We start from the raw sequence: 17,268 nt of genomic DNA on the forward strand, positions 1-17,268 counted from the left end.
CCCGGATAGGCCGGTTATTGGATCCGCAGGGCTCTTTCGACCCCCGTCATGACTTCACCGACGTCGATTGCCGCTCCCAACGATCTTGCGAGTTGGAAAAGCGGTTCGGCCGCCGCCGCGTGGCCGCTCCAGGTGCAGCACGTCTGAAATTTCGCCAGCAGATCGTCCCCGTTCAGTGGGTTCTCCGGCGAACCTTTCGGATGGCTGACCGTCGCCTCCAGGACCCCGCCGTCCTTCAGATAGACCCGTGTGGTCGCCTCGAAATTCGCGCCGTCGACCATCAGAGCATTGTCGTAAGCGATCAGGCGGATGCGAGGCAGCCACGCGGCAATCCGCTCATCCCTAACGCTTTCCGGGGTGAAGTGCTTGAGTTCGAGTGCTCCGTCGACCAGCATTCGCGCCATGCAATAGGTGCCGCTGAACCGCGCATGCATTTCATCGGCCGGACAGTCGAAGCGTAGATTCCGTTTTGCCATCTCGGGCAGAAACGTCTCGATCCGGTCGATCGCCTCCGGCGAAAAGCCCGGCCTTCTCTGCAGGACTTCCAGGGCATCGACGCTACGATGTACCGCCCCGCAGCAGGGGAAACGCTTTGCGAGCAGTCCGCTCGCCTCGATTTCCAGCGCCTTACCGAGACCCTCGACCATGACTTCGGCACCAGTGTCGCCCGCCCCGGTCAGCGCCGCAAAACCCCAGTCGCCGGCAAGAGGGTCGTCGTTAGCACTGATACCGGCCATGGCGAACCGAGCCGCAAGAACGGCATTCTTCGCAGCGAGCCCGGCATGGATCGGCTTCATCATGGAACCGAATTGCAGCTTCGAACCGGCTGCCATGCTGGTTGCCGCGCTCATTGCAGCAAGCGCCTGGTCCGGGGTGGCGCCCAGTAGCCGGGCGCAAGCCCCGGCAGTGCCGATGGCTCCGATCGTCGAAGTGGAATGCCAGCCGCGCTCATAGTGAGCAGGCTGCATGAGACGGCCAATGCGCCCCTGGAGTTCCAGCCCGACGATGAATGCGTCGATAAGCGCGGCCCCATCGATCCTGCGGCCATTCACCAGAGATAGAAGCGCGGGAGCGAGCACTGCCGTCGCATGAGTAAAAGCGGGCGCGAAATTGTCGTCAAAATCAAGTGCATGCGCCGCAGTTCCATTGATCAGGGCCGCCCAGGGCGCGCTTACTCTGCCGGATGCTCCGAACGCGAAGCATTGCCCCAGGCCATCTTCGGCTATCGCGTTGACGACGAAACGGGTCGAAACGTCATTCATTCCGGCGATCATACACGCAGTGATATCCGAGAACGCGTCTTCACCGCGACGGTAGGCAAGCGGGCTGAAGTTGCATGCATAGGCCGCCCACTCGGATAATATCCGAAGTGGTTTTCGCTCCTCGCCCATTTGAGAGGCTCTTTGCGCCATCACCGCGTTCATCGTCGTTCCCATCCGGCATTCTTGCCAGTTATTGAGGCCGATGATGGCCAAAGGGATGGATATCGGCAAGAAACTAACTAGTCAGTCATGATGAATTTTAGTTATAATGGAATGACTATGGATGAGCTTTGAGCTTCTCAATGCCGGATCGATACCCTCTGGGAAAAGCCGCCTGGGAGAGCAGAGGCGCTGCCAAGCGCCACTTGGATAACCGTAAGTTATTGGACATGCGATCGGAGAGACCGTGGATCTGAGGCAGTTGAGAAATCTGGTTCTGGTGGCGCGTTATGCCAGCTTCGGGATCGCAGCCGAGAGATTGAATGTGACACAGCCCGCGCTCAGCAAGAGCATTCGCGCACTGGAAGCGTCGTTGGGCGTTCGTCTCCTGGATCGTGGCCCCTGGGGCGTCAAACCAACTGACTATGGTCTGCGGCTGATCGAATATGGCGAGCTCGTGCTCTCCCTGACGGACGAGGCGCGGAACGAATTGGACGCCATGCGCGGTGCCCGCCGAGGCCGGTTACGCATCGGTGCGGTCACAACGGCAATGCGGGAAATCGTACCGACCGCCATCAAGCGATTTCTCAAAGCCCAGCCGGAAGTCGACGTTTCACTCAACGAGGAACTCAGCTCGGCGCTTTATGATTCCCTGCTCAATGGCGCCATCGATATTGCCGTGATGGCCCGGCCAAAAGATATTTCCGAGGAGATCGAGTTTCTCAACTTGCTTGAAATTCCAGTCGACATCATTGCTGACCGCGATCATGAGCTCGTGAAGCTCCCCAAAGTGCACCTTGCCAACCTGATAGAATATCGTTGGGTGATCCCTGCTCGGCCTGAACCGGACCGGTTGGCGCTCGAGGCTCTGTTTGCTGCCGCGCAGCTTCCCCGCCCCCTTGCGATCTGCGAAACAACCTCATCAACTTTCCAGATGTCGATGATCGCCGGCTCAAAATGGCTCAGCTATCTCACCCGAACAAGCGTGTTCGTGCAGGGACGCGACGCGCAGTTCGTGGCCCTTAAACTCGACAGCCGGACGTGGACCCGCAATATCGGCATAGCCTACCGGCGCCGGAGCGTCTTGCGGCCCGTGGTGATGTCATTCGCCAAGGAACTGGAAGCACTATGCGCGAAATCACCAGGATAAGGCTATAGCCCGGCCTGGAACGGGTTCGAACTTCCATGCATGCAATTGCGACGACTGCCTCCGGCAACATCGAATACGCCGACGGCGATGATCGCGATGAAAGGTGCTGCGATGCTCGTTGAGGATGCACGCCGATAACCATCGACGGCCTTTCGTTCCGCTATTGTCACCGGACACGGAAACTGACATCATGGCCTGGCAGGCTTCAACGGGCCGCTGATATTCCATGAGCAGGGTAGCTCTCGACCGGAAACGGGCGGGAGCTTTTTTATTTTTTGGTGGGCGATGATGCATTCAGAAAGCTGGCGGGTCGGCGTGCTGTTCTCCGAAACGGGTGTAACCGGAGCCGTGGAAAAAACACAAAGGGCCGCCACCTTGCTGGCGATCGACGAAATCAATGCGTCCGGCGGTGTGCTCGGCCGAGTGATCGAACCCATCGCCTATGATCCGCAATCGACGCCCAATCGCTACAAGGAGCTTGCCGTCAAGCTTTGCGACGAAGACCGGGTCCGGATCGTTTTCGGTTGCCATATGTCGAGCACCCGCAAAGCCGTTCTGCCCGTCATCGAGGCCCGTGATGCACTGCTGTTCTACCCTACGCTCTACGAGGGATTCGAATACTCCCGGCACTGCATATATACGGGCGCCGCTCCCAATCAAAACTCCGTTCAACTCGTCGACTTCCTGACCAAGCACTATGGAAAGCGGGTTTTCCTTGTGGGTTCGAACTACGTCTATCCTTATGAATCCAACCGTACGATCAGCGACCTGTTTCTTCAGGTGGGCGGACAGGTCCTGGACGAGATGTATGTTCCCCTGAACCTCAAGACCGAGGACGTCGCCAAGATCATCCGGCATATTCGCACGGCACAGCCGGACGTCATCTATTCGACAATCGTCGGTGACGGTATCATTCCCTTCTACACAGCGTTCAAGGAGGCCGGATTCGATGCGGCGACGATGCCGATCGCGAGCCAATCGACAAGCGAGGCCGACGTGACCCGCATGCGACCGGACGTGGCCGAGGGGCATATCACCGCAGCCCCCTTCTTCGCGTCTCTGGATACACCCCGTGCCCGCGCCTTCGTCTCGGCTTATCAACATAGATACGGCCTGCAGATGCTGCCAACCGCTCCGGCCGAAGCGGCCTATTTCCAGGTTTATCTCTATGCGGCTGCTTTGCGGCGCGCCGGTGGCGACGGGCTTGAGCAGCTTCTGCCGGCACTCTACGATGTCGAATACGATGCACCGCAGGGGGCGGTGAAGATCGACCGGCTGACAAACCACACACATCTGTGGCCAAGAGTTGCAAGGGTGAATGCACAGGGCAGCTACGACATCGTCTACGATCCGTCGCTCCGGGTGGCGCCAGACCCGTTCATGCGCGAATATCGCCCGGACTTGACGCAGGCTTTCCCGCATCGTGTCCAGGTTTGAGAGGGAGCGACGATGTCTTTCGCCCTTCTCAGGGATTTGCGGGATCTTAAGGTTCTGGTTATCCATCCCCGGACATCCGAGGGAGATTTTCTCGTCGATCACCTGCGCCGTATCGGTTGTACGGTCAGTTGCCTCTGGCCGGTGCCATCCGAACTGCCGCACGGCACCGATGTCGTCTTCCTTGCCATGGAAGATGAGGCGCGACCGGAAATCGAACGCCTGCTGAAGTCTTTCCCCAATCCTGCTCCGACCATGCTTGCCATCGTCGGTTACGAAAACCCCTCGACGTTGCAGATCGTTCTGGAAAGCGGCGCACTCGCCATTGTCGAAAGACCGATCAAACCCTTTGGTCTGCTGACCAATCTCGCCATCGCTCGCAACCTCTGGCTGGAGCGCCAAAAGCTCGTCAAGGAAGCACGCAAATACAAGCGCAAGGTTCTGGGAGACCAGAAACTTGCCAGGGCCAAAGCCATTCTGATGGCCAATCGCGGCACCAGCGAGAATGAGGCGTATCGCGAAATGCGCGAGCAGGCGATGGCTCGGCGCGTGCCGATTGATGAAATTGCCAATTCGATTATCAACGCCGAACAGCTATTGCGCCCGTCCCAAAAACATGATTAATTTTTCCCGTGTTTAGAATTAAACACCTCCGGCCCATCCCTTCGTTTGACGAAGCCATGCGCCGCTGTTGCACGCGGCACAGCCGTGATGCGGTGATGGCAAGGGTGCCCGCAGGCTGTGACAGGCTTGGCGGGTTTTTTGTTGTCTGCTGACAGTGACGTCAGTTCTCTACTTATTTCCGGCATGAAAGCCTCGCCGTTCTGCGGGCCGTGCCGCCGTGTGCGCCAATCAAAAAAAGGGGAACCAAGATGGTGTTCAACAGACGTGAATTTCTCAAAACCGCAGCCACCGCTTCCGCCGCACTCGCCCTGCCGGCTCTCAGCAGCCGCGCCTTCGCCGCCGACCCCATCAAGGTCGGCGCGCTCTATTCACAGACGGGCGGGCTTTCGGTTGCCGAAAAGCTTCTGGCAAATGGCGTCATGATGGCCGTGGCCGAAATCAACGCGGGTGGCGGCGTTCTCGGTCGCCCGGTCGAGGTTGTCGTCGAAGATGGGGCTTCCGATCCGAAGACCTTCAGCGAAAAAGCCTCGAAACTGATCCTCAAGGACAAGATTTCGACCGTGTTCGGCTGCCACACATCGGCAAGCCGCAAGGCGGTGCTCCCGATCTTCGAGCGGCGCGGCGCGATGCTGTTCTACCAAACGCATTACGAAGGCTTCGAGTGCTCGCGCAACGTCGTCTATTCCGGCGCCGTGCCGAACCAGCAGCTCTCCAACTACATCCCCTGGATCGTCCAGAAACTGGGCAAGAAGAAATTCTTCATCGTCGGTTCGAACTATGTCTATCCGCGCGAGATGGCAAAGGTTTCCAAGAAGCTGATCGAAGCCGCCGGCGCAACGTGGGTAGCGGACGAGTATCTGGAGCTTGGCCATTCGGAATGGGCCGTCATGGTCAGCAAGATCAAGGAGTCGGGCGCAGACGTGGTTCTGTCCAACGTCGTCGGCGACTCGATCATCGCCTTCTACCGCGAGTTCAAGAACCAGGGGCTCTCGCAGGAGGTTCTGCCGATCTGCGCGACGGTCACCTCCGAAATCGAGATTGCAGCGATGGGAGCCGAATACGCCGCCGGCAGCTACACCTCATTCCCCTACTTCATGTCGATCGACACACCGGCGAACAAGAGCTTCATCGACCGCTTCAGGACCTTCGTCAACGATCCGAAAGCCGTGACCTACCATTCTCTCGAAGCCGCCTATTTCCAGGTCTTTCTGTGGAAGCAGGCCGTCGAGAAAGCCGGCGATCTTTCTGCCGAAGCGATCCGGGCCGGCATTCGCGGCCAGACATACGAAGCGCCCGGCGGGAAGGTGACCACCGACCCCGATAACCTGCATTGCTGGCTGACGCCGCGCATCGGACAATGGCAGGCGGACGGCCAGAGCAAGGTGGTGAACGCCTATCCGGCGCCGATCAAGCCACTGCCCTATTCCGCCTATGGCGAGACGGAGAGCAATCTGTTCTGCACCAGCAACGGCCTCGACGCCGCAAAGCTCAAGGGCTGATCCCTCCCCCCGTCGTCCCGCTATCCATGGATGGCGGGACTAAGTCTCGGCAAGGCGGGTTATCCTCTTCTTCCGCAAGCTGACATTCTGCCTTCAGGATGGAGATGGCGCAGAAGAGTTAAGCCCGCCCTTCTCACCAATGGGGGCATCATGCTCGACATTCTCTTTATCGGCCTCAGTCTGGGCTCGATCCTTCTTTTGGTGGCGCTTGGTCTTGCCATCACCTATGGCGCCATGGGCGTCATCAACATGGCCCATGGCGAGATGGTCATGATCGGCGCCTATGTCGCCGTCCTCTCCGGCATCTGGCTGAGGGCAAGCCTTCTGCTCGCGATCCCTCTGGCCTTCATCGTAACGGCCCTGCTCGGTCTGCTGATCGAGCGGGTGGTTGTGCGGCGGCTTTACGGCCGTCTGCTGGACACGCTCCTCGCCACCTGGGGGATCGCCATTCTCCTGCAGCAGGCTGTGCGGCTTGAGTTCGGTCTGTCCTTTTTAGGCATTCATGTCGAAGGTCTGGGGGCCGGCCTGCAGAACGTAGCAGTGCCGTCCTACCTGCAGGGCACCTTCAGGCTCGCCAGTGCTGACATCAACGCCTACCGCACCTTCATCATCGTCATTACCGCCGTGCTGACACTGGCGACATGGTTCATTCTCTACCGAACGGCGGCCGGCATGCAGGTTCGCGCCATCATCCGGAACCCCAAAATGGCGGCGGCCTGCGGCATTGACGTGAAACGCATCAACGCCATGACTTTTGCTTTCGGTTCCGGCCTTGCCGGCGTCGCCGGCGTCATGATGTCCGGCTTCAAAACTGTTTTTCCCGACATGGGTACGACGATGGTCGTCGACGGCTTCATGGTCGTCGTCACCGGCGGGGTTGGCAGCCTTTTCGGCACCATCCTGTCTTCAGGGCTTCTGGGCGAAATCAATGCGCTGGTGGCCATTGGCACGAACGACATCTTGGCGCGTGCCGTCGTTTTTGGCGTCGTCATTCTCGTCATTCTCGTCAAGCCCAGCGGGCTGTTCTCGTTCAAGGGGCGCTGACATGAGCATCGAACGGAAATTCCAGATCGCTGCCTATGTGCTTTTCATCGCGGTGATTTTCGCAGCGCCCGTTTTCGGCGACGAGTTCTGGCTGAACCGCATTTCGAAATATCTGGTCTACGGGATGCTGGGCGTCGCCATCGCGCTCACATGGGGCTATGCGGGCATTCTCAATCTCGGCCAGGGGCTGTTTTTCGGCCTGGGCGCCTACATGCTGGCCATGTCGCTGAAACTGTCGAGCCCGACCAGTCTCCAACAGGGCTCCGACAAGCCGGTTCCGGATTTCATGCTCTGGAATGCCGAGCCCGGCGCCCCGACGCAGCTTTGCTGCATCAACAAGGGCTCCTTCCTCTGGCTTCCCTTTCAAAGCCAGTCGGTGGGTCTCGTGCTCGGTATCGTGCTTCCAGTCGTGATTGCCGGCGCACTCGGCATGCTGGTTTTCCGCAAGCGCATTTCCGGCGTGTTCGTCTCGATCATCACGCTGGCGCTTGTTCTGCTCGTGCGTCTCATTATGGTTGATGCGCAACCGGTGACAAACGGCTTCAACGGCCTGACGGATCTTGGCTGGCTGACGATCGGCGGCATCGAGTTCGACCCCTACAGCCGGGCGACCTATTATCTGTGCGCCGTATGCCTGTCGCTGACACTCATCGGTGCCCGTCTTATCGTGGAAACCCGTGCGGGCATGATCCTGCAAGCGATCCGCGATGACCAGGTGCGCGCGCGGTATCTCGGCTTCGACGTCTCGCTCTACCAGGTGTTCTTCTTTGTCATTTCGGCAGGGATCGCCGGCGTGGCCGGCATGCTCTACGTGATCGTCGCGGAGTTCGCCTCTCCGACGTTCATGGATCTGTCATTCTCGGTGACGATGGTCGTCTGGGCTGCCGTCGGCGGCCGCTCCTCCCTGCTTGGCGCCTGCATCGGCGCGATCCTGATCAACATGATCGAGGCTGAGGTCAGCGAGACCGAAGCGCTGGTCGAGGCATGGAAAGCGATCATCGGCCTCATCTTCGTGCTCGTCGTTCTGTTCATGCCGCGTGGCCTTGGGGGCCTTGCACATGATGTGTTGCGGCAGTTTATCCGCCGGCTCAGACCAGGTTCGGTGTCTTCATCCTTGCAGCAACAAAGCGGGGCATTGTGATATGAGTGCTATCGCATTGACCATCGACGGTCTCAGTGTCGATTTCGGCGGTTTCAGAGCCGTCAACAATGTCAGCATCACCGTCTTCGACGGCGAGTTGCGTGTGTTGCTCGGCGCAAACGGAGCCGGCAAGACAACCTTGATGGATCTGGTCAGCGGTAAGACCCACAGTACGCAGGGCAAGGTCTTCGTCTACGACACCGAGATCACCAACTGGCCTGAACACAGAATCGCACGCGCCGGAATTGGCCGAAAATTCCAGGTCCCCAGCGTTTTTCGCGACCTGACGGTGCGTCAGAACCTGGAGGTCGCCAATTGCCGCAACCCTTCGGTGCTTGCCAATCTCCGGTTCGGCTTTTCGCGCGCCGAGGCAAGGCGCGTGGACGACGTTCTGGCACTAATAGGCCTCGAAGCCGAGCATAACATGATGGCCGCCTATCTCAGTCACGGCCAGACACAGTGGCTGGAGCTGGGCATGCTTATTGTCCAAGACCCCAAGGTGGTTCTGCTCGACGAACCCACGGCTGGCATGACCCAAGCGGAAACCCGCAAAACCGCGGAGATCATCAACAATCTCAAAGGTCGCCATACGATCCTCGTCGTCGAACACGACATGGGGTTCGTCCGCGAAATCGCCGAGCGCATCACCGTTCTCCATCTCGGAGAAGTCCTGGCGGAGGGTAGCGTCGAAGATATCGAGCGGAATCCGAAAGTCCGTGAAGCCTATCTCGGTACGAAAGGAATATCCTGATGCTGTCATTAAAAGACGTGCACAGCTATTACGGCCGCAGTCATATCCTGCACGGCGTCACGCTCAATATTCCGGCCGGCAAGGTCACGAGCATCCTCGGTCGCAATGGCACCGGCAAGACGACGCTGTTGAAAACCCTGATGGCACTGACCGACCGCATGACGGGCGAGATGCATCTGCTGGGAAAGGATATCGGCTCCTCCCCGACGCATATGAGGGCACGGGCCGGTATAGCCTATGTCCCCCAGGGGAGGGAGATCATTCCCGATTTCACCATCCGCGAGAATATCCTGATGGGCACTTTTGCGCGCACCGATCGCAAACGCGAAATCCCAGCGCTGGTGCCGGAGCTTTTTCCATACCTGATGGCCAACCTCGATCGACCGGGCGGCGTTCTTTCAGGGGGGCAACAACAGCAGCTTGCCATTGCCCGCGCGCTGGCCGCCGACCCCAAGGTACTTCTTCTCGATGAGCCGAACGAAGGCATTCAGCCATCCATCGTCGAGGAGATCGAAAAGATCATCGTTCAGCTCAACCGCGAGATCGGAATGACGATCGTCCTCGTCGAACAAAACGTCGCCTTTGCGCGGCACGCGGCTCACCAGTTCGCGATGCTGGAGAAGGGACGCGTGGTCGCGAGTGGCGCGATCGACGCGCTCTCCGACGCGCTTGTCCACCGGCATATGGCTGTCTGAAACAGACAGACATCCTTTCACAGAGACAATGGAAACCACCATGACATCGACACAAAGCTACACCGCGGCCACCATCCAGTTCGAGCCGACGATGTTCGAGAAAGCGCGCAATATCAGCCGGCTGGCAACCTATTGCGAGGAGGCGGCAACGGCAGGTGCGCGCCTGATCGTCATGCCCGAAATGGGCACGACTGGCTATTGCTGGTTCGACAGGGCCGAAGTCAAACCTTTCGTCGAGGTTATCCCCGGACCGACCACCAATGTTTTCCAGGCCATTGCCAGAAAACACCGCTGCTATATCGTCGTCGGCATGCCGGAAGTCGATCCGGCGAGCGATCTCTATTACAATACCGCCGTCCTGATTGGACCTGAGGGCGTCGTCGGTCGGCACCGCAAGTCGCATCCCTATATCGCCGAGCCGAAATGGGCCGCCAATGGCGATATCGTCCACGAGGTCTTCGAAACGGAGATCGGCCGGATCTCGATGCTGGTCTGCATGGATCTGCACTTCTTCGAGACGGCTCGGCTGGAGGCTCTGGCCGGTGCCGACATCATTTGCCACATCTCCAACTGGCTGCAGGAGCGCACGCCGGCACCCTACTGGATCAACCGAGCCTTCGAAAACGCCTGCTATGTCATCGAAAGCAACCGCTGGGGATTGGAAAGAACCGTACAGTTTTCTGGGGGAAGCTGCCTGATCGAGCCCGACGGAACGGTGGCCGCATCGATCGATACGGGCGACGGGATTGCCTATGGCACGGTCGATCTTGCCCGCGCCCGCCGCCGCGAGGTCTTGTGTGAACCGGTATTTAAGTCCCGCCGGCCCGAGCTCTACATGAACATGATGACCAACAGCTTCACCTGGAATCCGGGCGACTACTTCCGTCTCTATGGCTATCAGCCCATCCCGCGTGGACGCGCATCGCGCGCCGCCGTCGCTCAGTTCGCCCCATCCTCTGTCATCGAAGATAATCTTGCCCGCATCGCTAAGCTGGCAGCCGAAGCGAAAGCGACGACAGCACCGGACATTCTGGTTTTTCCGGAACTGTCGCTGACCGGACTGGAAACTCCGCAAAGCCGGGCAGAGCCGCTATCAGGCGCGACCGTATCCGCCTTCGTGCGTCTGGCCATGAAGCTCGGTCTCTATCTTGTTGCTGGATTTGCCGAGGCGGACGGAGACAAGGTTTACAACAGCGCGGTTCTCGCCGGCCCCGAGGGACTTGTAGGCAGCTATCGCAAAACGCATCTCGGCATTGCCGATAGCTGGGCGACGGCCGGCGACGAATGGAAAGTTTACGATCTTGCCATCGGCCGCGTCGGCCTGGCGATCGGCCACGACGCGCTCTATCCGGAAGCCATCCGTTCGCTCTCGCTGATGGGGTGCGATTTGGTCGCCTGCCCCTCAGCGATCGCCGGCACTTTTACCGGCGGCCACACCGGCACGAAGATTCCGCATAACTATCCGATTCCGAAAGGGGCCGACCCCTATCACTGGCATGCTTTGCGCGTGCGCGGTGGCGAGAACAACGTCTATTTCGCCTTCGCCAATGTGCTGGATGCGGAACGGGGATACCTGGGCAAGAGTGCGGTGTTCGGGCCGGATTCCTTTGCCTTTCCGCGTCAGGAATCAGTGATCCTCGACGAGGACGGTATCGCGGCTGCAACCGTCGACACCACGAATCTCGATACGCCCTACCCGACGAATATCGTCCGCCGAAAGGATCTTGTTGTCATGCGCCAGCCGCATCACTATCAGCCGCTCGTCAAGTGGCATCAGTGATGGGGTCGTCGAGGCAGGGCTGGTGCACCGGCCTGGCGAGCCTTTCGGCAGGTGGCGCCGAAAGATCGCTCTTTACAGGCCTTGTATAACAGAAAAAGGGCGTCGTACCGCCGGGCTCCTACCGGATATTGCGGTTCTCGACGCCGCACTGACCCTCGGCCTTTCTCCTGTCTGCAAGCGCAGGCGCGTTGGCAGTCATCACCTTGTGCTCGTCAGCTTCTATCGCGATCTGCTCAACAAGCCGCACGACTGGGAACCAGCATGATGTCCGCTGGCGCAAATTGCCGTCAGAAAACTGGTTGCGCCATTGTTCCGCATATTGAGCCCGGCCAAAGGCCGAGTTTCGCCGCTACGCAACATCAATACGCTGGGCAGCGTCCCACCGCAAATTGGACGGACAGCTCAAATGCCGAGGGCCATGCCGTCCTTGCGAGGGTCGGAACCGCCTTTCAGCACGCCTGTTTCCCAGTCGATCCAGATCGCCTGGGCGCCGCCCATGGCAGATTCCGGCGCCTTCACCTCGAAACCGCGCTTGATGAACTCCGGGCCGATCGTGGTGCGAAGCCGGGCCTCCATCTCGACCTGGTTGGTCCCGGGCAGCGGGAAGAGGCGCGGCAGGTCGATGGCGCTCTGCAGGTCCATGCCGTAATCGAAGACTTTTGAGAGGAAATGGGCGTGACCCATGGCCTGGTACTGGCCGCCCATCACACCGAAAGGCATCACGGCGCGGCCGTCTTTCGTCACCATGCCGGGAATGATCGTGTGCATCGGCCGCTTGCCCGGCGCGATTGCGTTCGGGTGATCCGGATCGAGCGAGAAGCTGAAGCCCCGGTTGTGGAACATCACTCCGCTCTTCGGGTCCATGTGGCCGCTGCCGTATACGAAGAAGATCGAGTTGATGAAGCTGATGGCATTGCGATCACCATCGACGACCGAGAGATAGATCGTGTCCTTGTGCGGCACTTCGCCGAAGGGCGGCAGGTTCTCGATCGCTTTTTCGGGGTCGATCATGGCGGCCAACTGCCTGGCAAGTTCGTCCGAGAGCAGGTAATCGACCGGGACCTCGACCTTGGCCGGATCGGCGAGGAAGCGGTTTCGTGCCGCGTAAGCCAGGCGCGTCGCCTCGACCTCGACATGCAGGCGCTCGGGCGCCAGCGGATCGCCCTTGCCCGGAAAATGCGACAGGATATTGAGGATCATCAGCGCGATGATGCCCTGGCCGTTGGGCGGGCATTCGTGGATTTCGTGGCCACGGAACGTCGTCTTGATCGGCGTCACATATTCGCCTGTGGCATTGGCAAAATCTTCGAGTGTGTGCAGCGCGCCTATACCGTTGAGATAGCTCACCATGCCTTCCGCGATTGGGCCGCGATAGAAGGCGTCCCTGCCCTCCCGGCCGATGGCTTCGAGCGTGTCGGCGAGTTGCTTCTGGTACTGGATCGTGCCTGCCGGCGGCGCTTCGCCGTCGACGAGGAAGATGCGGCTCGCAGCCGGATCGTCCTTCAGGACCCCCGCCTGGGCGGCAAGATCATGCGCCGTGCGCGGCGGCAGAACGTAGCCTTCGCGCGCCAGCTTGACGGCCGGCGCGAGAATATCGGCCATCTTCAAACGGCCGTGATCGCCAACCAGTCGCGTCCAGGCGTCCACCGCCCCCGGCACAGTGATCGTGTGCGGCGACGTGCGGGTGAGGCTGGTGACGCCCAGCGAGCGGAGGTGTTCGACGGTTGCGGCAGCCGGTGCCCGGCCTGACCCATTATAGGCCAGCACCTCGTCCGTGCCGCCGAGAGAGAGAAGTGCGAAACAATCGCCGCCGATGCCGGTCGAGCCGGCTTCGACAACGCATTGTACGGCGCAGGCGGCAACCGCTGCATCCACGGCATTTCCGCCGCTACGCAGGATGTCGACGGCGGCAAGTGTCGCCAAGGGCTGGGAGGTGGCGGCCATCGCGGTGCGGCCGACAGCGAGCGAACGGCCGGGTAATTCGAAATCTCTCATGTCACTCTCATCACTGAAAAAATCGGGTTCAAGGCCCTGTGGCGGCATAGCATTTTCCTCAACAGACCATGCCAAGCGCACGGCATCAAGCCACCGGACCGTGAATCCGCAATACCTAATATAAGGCAGGAAATCATTAACCTTTGCGGACCGTAAACCGGTTCAAAGGGATATTGCGGGCTTGCCGCGCGTTGAGGGGGGCTGGCATGGAAAGGATGTCATGAACAGTATTCCAGCCCTCCTGCTGGCCGCCGTCTGCCTGATCATCATAGGCTTTTATGCGGTCGCCTTCGTGACCGCCCTGATAGGGTGATCACGCATCAAACTTGACGCCCGCCTCCAACGTGCCATTTCGATGGCGGGAGGCGGGCCTGAAACACCGGTCAATACGTAGATAACCTCCCCGAAATCTTAGCCACCGTCATCGATAGCGGCCCGGTTCGGGTCCTGCTCTCTGCCCGCGCCACCACCCGGCGCAGGTTCCGTTTGGAAAGCTCGACCCAGCCGCGGATCGTCCGCTTGACAGCCGTATGCCCTTTGCCTTGCTTGCTGTCTGCCAGGTTTTGGCGGACAATCGGTCAAAGCAAGGTAATTTGATGTCAAACTATCTTGCCCCGCTCCCCCATTCCTACTAGTTTCCAGATTGGGAGGAATGCAAAATGCCAGCGGAACCATCGACGCAGCAGGACGGGTATACGGCATGCGCGGACGGCGAGATGCCTGTTCCGGCCATGTTCCGGAATCTGATCGGCTATCATCTGCGGGTGGCGCAGGAGACGTCCTTCCAGGCGTTTGCCAGGGCGGCCGGCAAGGCGGATCTGAAGCCCGGATGGTATTCGCTGCTGACGGTACTTGCCGAACGGAATAGCATGACGCCGTCAGAGCTCAGCCGCATCTGTGGCCGCGACCGCTCGACGCTCACGTCCAGCCTCAAGGCATTGTCTCATCGCGGACTGATAGAACGGCGGCCGAACCCCGACGACCAGCGCAGCTATAGCGTCAGGCTCACAGAAAATGGCCGCAGGATGCAAAAGCAGTTGCACGCGATCGCCGTCGTCTATGACCGCCGTCTTGACGAGATCGCCGGCAAGGACAAGGCCGTTCTGATCGCCGTGCTCGGCCGGATCGCTGCGACCTTCGGCATGCCCCAGGATTGTTGAAGATGCAGCAATGCGGTTGCTCGATCGGCCGCGATGGCTTCTGGCCGGCGAGTTGCCCCGCCGGCCTTTCTCGTGAGGGCATCTATCCTCAGAGGATATGCGTGCCGCCGAGGTTTTGCACCGCGCGGCGTGTCATGACGGCGACGAGATGAGCGCGGTAGTCGGCCGGCGCGTGCATGTCGCCCATCATCCGCGACGGGTCGATGGTGAGGCCTTCCAGCGCTTCGGCCGAAAAATTCACGGTCAGCAGTTCTTCGGCTTCGGTCCAGCGGAACACGCCCTCGTTGCCGGCGCCGGTGATCGCGACGCGGATATGGCCGTCACGATGTCTGGCCACGAAGGAAGCAGCCATCGAATAGCGCGAGGCCGGATTGCGGAATTTCGCATAACCGGCGATTTCCGGGGTCTTGAACTCGACGCGGACGAGAATTTCACCGGGTTCCAACGCGGTCGTGTAGAGGCCCTGGAAATAGTCCTCGGCAGGGATTTCGCGGCGGTCCGTATGAAGGGTCGCATCAAGCGACAGCACGGCGGCTGGATAGTCGGCGGCCGGGTCGTTATTGGCGGTCGAGCCGCCAATCGTGCCCATATGGCGCACCTGGACGTCGCCGATCGATCCGGCGAGGCCTGAAAGCGCGGGAATGGCAGCCTTGATCTCCCCGGACGCGGCGACGACGGCATGCTTGGTCGCCGAGCCGATGATCACCTTGTCAGCGGTGACTTCGATGCCGAAAAGCTCCGGAATGTTGCGCACGTCGATCAGATGCGCGGGTGCGGCAAGCCGGCTCTTCAGCGTCGGGATCAGCGTATGACCGCCCGAGAGGTAGGAGGGCTCGTCGGAATTCGTGTAGAGTTTGACGGCTTCGGCCAGCGTCTTCGGCTTGTGGTAGGTCGTGGCATACATGGCGTGAGCCTCTCCTGCTTATTCCGCCGCGACGGCATGTGCCGCGCGGTGCTTCTCCGCAGCGTCCAGCACCGCCTTGACGATGTTGTGGTAGCCGGTGCAACGGCAGATATTGCCTTCGAGCTCGTGGCGGACGGTATGCTCGTCGAGCATGCCGTCATGCCGGCGGATCATGTCGACCGAGGCCATGATCATGCCTGGCGTGCAATATCCGCATTGCAGGCCGTGATGCTCGCGGAAAGCCTGCTGCACGTCGTGCAGCTTGCCGCCTTCGGCCAGTCCCTCGATCGTCGTTACCTGGGAACCGTCGGCGGCGACGGCAAGCACGGTACAGCTCTTCACGGCCTCGCCGTCGAGATGGATCGTACAGGCGCCGCACTGGCTGGTGTCGCAGCCGACATGGGTGCCGGTGAGGCCGAGATGTTCGCGGATGAACTGCACGAGCATCGTCCGGTCTTCGACCTCGCGCGTCTGAGGCGCGCCGTTGACGGTGATGGTGATGCGGGACATGCGCCGCTCCTGTTAAAAACTCGGGCGGCGAGAGCCGCGATGACTATTATAGCGACGGCAGTGCCGACGGCGATACAAGACATACGGCTAAAAGGCTGCGCGGCCGTCGCCGCTGGCGCGACAGACGGTCCGGCAGCTTCGGGAGCCGCAGGGGGAATAGGTGCCGATGGTGCAGCTGACATGACTGACGCGGCAACCGCCGCCGTCGCAATAGCCTCCGCTACTCCGGCATCGGGCGCATGATCAACCATCACGGCTCGCATCGCAAGCTTTTCGAAGGACCCGTCGGTGAGTTTTTTTCGCAACGGAATCAAGCGGCCACGAGTCCGCGTTTCCGATCACGCATCGGCCGATCCGCTTGTCCATGGGCCGGCGCCCGGACGAAGCAAGATCACGAGTACCCTGCAGCGGTGATCGAAACGGGGCACCAGAGCCCGACACCGCGTCTGCTGGACGAGGCCGCGGCCGAACACATGCGCGCAATCCGACGATCGCCGCATTGCGCCCATCGGAAAGTGGCGCTAAGGCGTCGCAATAGATTGTTCACGGAAAAGTCCCATGCGCCGCATCATCATCGCCATCACCGGAGCATCCGGTGTTATCTATGGCGTTCGCGCCCTGCAGCTTTTGAGACAAGTCGAGGATGTCGAGACCCATGCGGTGATCTCGCCCTCCGCTTTTCGCACCGCGATCGACGAAATCGACATGAGTCCCGAAGAGATCAAGAGCCTGGCCGACGTGCTCTATAATCACAAGGATATCGGCGCGGCGCTCTCCTCCGGCTCGTTCCGCACCGCCGGCATGCTCGTCGCACCTTGCTCGGTAAAGACGCTGAGCGGCATCGCCAACTGCTACAATGACGAGCTGATCGTGCGCGCGGCCGACGTCTGCCTGAAGGAACGTCGGCGTGTCGTGCTATTGTTTCGTGAGACGCCGCTGCATGCCGGCCATATCGCGCTGATGGACCAGGCGACCCGCAATGGCGCGATCGTCATGCCGCCGGTGCCTGCCTTCTATTCGAAGCCCAGCTCACTCGACGAGATGGTGACCCAGACGGTCGGTCGGGCGCTTGATCTCTTCGATATCCACCTGCCGATGGTCAAGCGCTGGAAGGATGGCCCCGGTTCACCCGGCCAGCACTGATTTTGTGCTGCGATGTC

General features: G+C 60.2%; 15 protein-coding genes. 11 read left to right on the forward strand and 4 right to left on the reverse strand.

The annotated features are described in order from the left end of the window. Positions 1-14 precede the first annotated feature (14 nt). Entirely contained in the window at positions 15-1,475 is a 1,461-nt protein-coding gene (locus GQ59_RS21370) for an MmgE/PrpD family protein (protein WP_152564413.1), read from the reverse strand. Between the two features lie 193 nt (positions 1,476-1,668). On the opposite strand from GQ59_RS21370, the gene GQ59_RS21375 reads away from it, so the two are divergent. From GQ59_RS21375 to GQ59_RS21415, 9 genes are all read left to right on the forward strand, one after another. Further along, complete coding sequence (locus GQ59_RS21375; protein WP_037084818.1) at positions 1,669-2,571, forward strand: LysR family transcriptional regulator; 903 nt, start codon at positions 1,669-1,671, stop codon at positions 2,569-2,571. 285 nt (positions 2,572-2,856) lie between these two features. Beyond that, on the forward strand, positions 2,857-4,008 hold the full coding sequence (locus tag GQ59_RS21380; RefSeq protein WP_037084820.1) for a transporter substrate-binding domain-containing protein: 1,152 nt from the start codon (positions 2,857-2,859) through the stop codon (positions 4,006-4,008). A gap of 12 nt (positions 4,009-4,020) precedes the next feature. Then, positions 4,021-4,629, forward strand: coding sequence for an ANTAR domain-containing response regulator (locus GQ59_RS21385; protein ID WP_037084822.1), 609 nt, complete (start codon positions 4,021-4,023; stop codon positions 4,627-4,629). A gap of 248 nt (positions 4,630-4,877) precedes the next feature. Then, complete coding sequence (locus GQ59_RS21390; protein WP_037084823.1) at positions 4,878-6,128, forward strand: transporter substrate-binding domain-containing protein; 1,251 nt, start codon at positions 4,878-4,880, stop codon at positions 6,126-6,128. Between the two features lie 150 nt (positions 6,129-6,278). Then, positions 6,279-7,172 carry an urea ABC transporter permease subunit UrtB gene (gene urtB / locus GQ59_RS21395; RefSeq protein ID WP_037084825.1) on the forward strand — a complete coding sequence of 298 codons (894 nt, stop codon included), beginning with the start codon at positions 6,279-6,281 and terminating at the stop codon, positions 7,170-7,172. 1 nt (position 7,173) lies between these two features. Continuing rightward, on the forward strand, positions 7,174-8,313 hold the full coding sequence (urtC, locus tag GQ59_RS21400) for an urea ABC transporter permease subunit UrtC (RefSeq protein WP_037084826.1): 1,140 nt from the start codon (positions 7,174-7,176) through the stop codon (positions 8,311-8,313). A 1-nt stretch (position 8,314) separates the two neighbouring features. After that, the gene (gene urtD / locus GQ59_RS21405; protein WP_037084828.1) at positions 8,315-9,064 is read left to right on the forward strand and encodes an urea ABC transporter ATP-binding protein UrtD; all 750 of its coding nucleotides are present in this window, start codon (positions 8,315-8,317) and stop codon (positions 9,062-9,064) included. Continuing rightward, the gene (gene urtE, locus GQ59_RS21410; RefSeq protein ID WP_037084830.1) at positions 9,064-9,759 is read left to right on the forward strand and encodes an urea ABC transporter ATP-binding subunit UrtE; all 696 of its coding nucleotides are present in this window, start codon (positions 9,064-9,066) and stop codon (positions 9,757-9,759) included. Before urtD ends, urtE begins: the two co-directional genes overlap by 1 nt. Positions 9,760-9,787: 28 nt before the next feature. Further along, positions 9,788-11,539 (forward strand): nitrilase-related carbon-nitrogen hydrolase, encoded by a 1,752-nt coding sequence (locus GQ59_RS21415; RefSeq protein WP_051904114.1) that lies wholly within the window; start codon positions 9,788-9,790, stop codon positions 11,537-11,539. Positions 11,540-11,941: 402 nt separating this feature from the next. Here GQ59_RS21415 and ggt read toward each other — a convergent pair whose 3' ends face one another. Beyond that, complete coding sequence (gene ggt, locus GQ59_RS21420; protein ID WP_037085101.1) at positions 11,942-13,534, reverse strand: gamma-glutamyltransferase; 1,593 nt, start codon at positions 13,532-13,534, stop codon at positions 11,942-11,944. Positions 13,535-14,193: 659 nt separating this feature from the next. Between ggt and GQ59_RS21425 the strand changes: the two genes are divergently transcribed. After that, the gene (locus tag GQ59_RS21425; RefSeq protein ID WP_051904115.1) at positions 14,194-14,694 is read left to right on the forward strand and encodes a MarR family winged helix-turn-helix transcriptional regulator; all 501 of its coding nucleotides are present in this window, start codon (positions 14,194-14,196) and stop codon (positions 14,692-14,694) included. Positions 14,695-14,782: 88 nt separating this feature from the next. Here the strand turns inward: GQ59_RS21425 and GQ59_RS21430 are convergent, their stop codons facing one another. Beyond that, a complete protein-coding gene (locus GQ59_RS21430) occupies positions 14,783-15,598 on the reverse strand; it encodes an FAD binding domain-containing protein (protein ID WP_037084833.1) in 816 nt (271 codons plus the stop codon). A gap of 18 nt (positions 15,599-15,616) precedes the next feature. Next, positions 15,617-16,108, reverse strand: a complete 492-nt coding sequence (locus GQ59_RS21435; RefSeq protein WP_037084835.1) for a (2Fe-2S)-binding protein — start codon at positions 16,106-16,108, stop codon at positions 15,617-15,619. 534 nt (positions 16,109-16,642) lie between these two features. On the opposite strand from GQ59_RS21435, the gene GQ59_RS21440 reads away from it, so the two are divergent. Next, positions 16,643-17,251 (forward strand): UbiX family flavin prenyltransferase, encoded by a 609-nt coding sequence (locus tag GQ59_RS21440; RefSeq protein ID WP_490396646.1) that lies wholly within the window; start codon positions 16,643-16,645, stop codon positions 17,249-17,251. The last annotated feature ends 17 nt before the right edge of the window (positions 17,252-17,268 follow it).

Origin of the sequence: Neorhizobium vignae (genome assembly GCF_000732195.1) — a bacterium.
GTDB lineage: Bacteria > Pseudomonadota > Alphaproteobacteria > Rhizobiales > Rhizobiaceae > Neorhizobium > Neorhizobium vignae.